Origin of the sequence: Serinicoccus sediminis, from assembly GCF_004153545.1 — a bacterium.
Classification (GTDB): Bacteria; Actinomycetota; Actinomycetes; order Actinomycetales; family Dermatophilaceae; genus Ornithinicoccus; species Ornithinicoccus sediminis_A.
The window spans coordinates 1-456 of sequence record NZ_SDVA01000057.1 but is presented as its reverse complement, the minus strand read 5'-3'; the positions used below and the strand labels follow the sequence as shown (position 1 = coordinate 456).

Genomic DNA, 456 nt, shown 5'->3' with positions numbered 1-456 from the left:
ACGGCTGTCGTTTGTCATCCGTCCAGGTCAGAGGGTCGCGTTTGTCGGCCATACCGGCAGCGGCAAAAGTTCGATCATCAACTTGCTCATGCGCTTTTATGAGTTTGACCGCGGCGATATTTTGCTTGACGGCCGGTCGATCCGCGATTACTCGCGCGCCGAGCTGCGCCGCCGCCTCGGCCTTGTCTTGCAAGATCCGTTTTTGTTTTACGGGACGGTCAAAGAGAACATTCGCATGTATAATCAGGAACTGGACGACGAAGCCAGTCAGGCGGCCGATCGGCTCGGGCAGGGCGATTCGTTGATTGATCAATTGCCCGATCGTCACGACCATGTGCTCGCCTCGCGCGCGGCGACGTTATCAAGCGGTCAGCGCCAGCTTCTTTCCTTTGCTCGCTCGATCGCTGCTGATCCGAAAATTTTGGTGCTCGATGAGGCGACCGCCCATATTGACAC

At 57.0% G+C, this 456-nt stretch carries 1 protein-coding gene; it reads left to right on the top strand.

Annotation, left to right across the window (positions count from 1 at the left end; translation table 11 throughout):
* On the top strand, positions 1–456 hold a 456-nt coding region (locus EUS26_RS16585; RefSeq protein WP_130014916.1), incomplete at both ends, for an ATP-binding cassette domain-containing protein.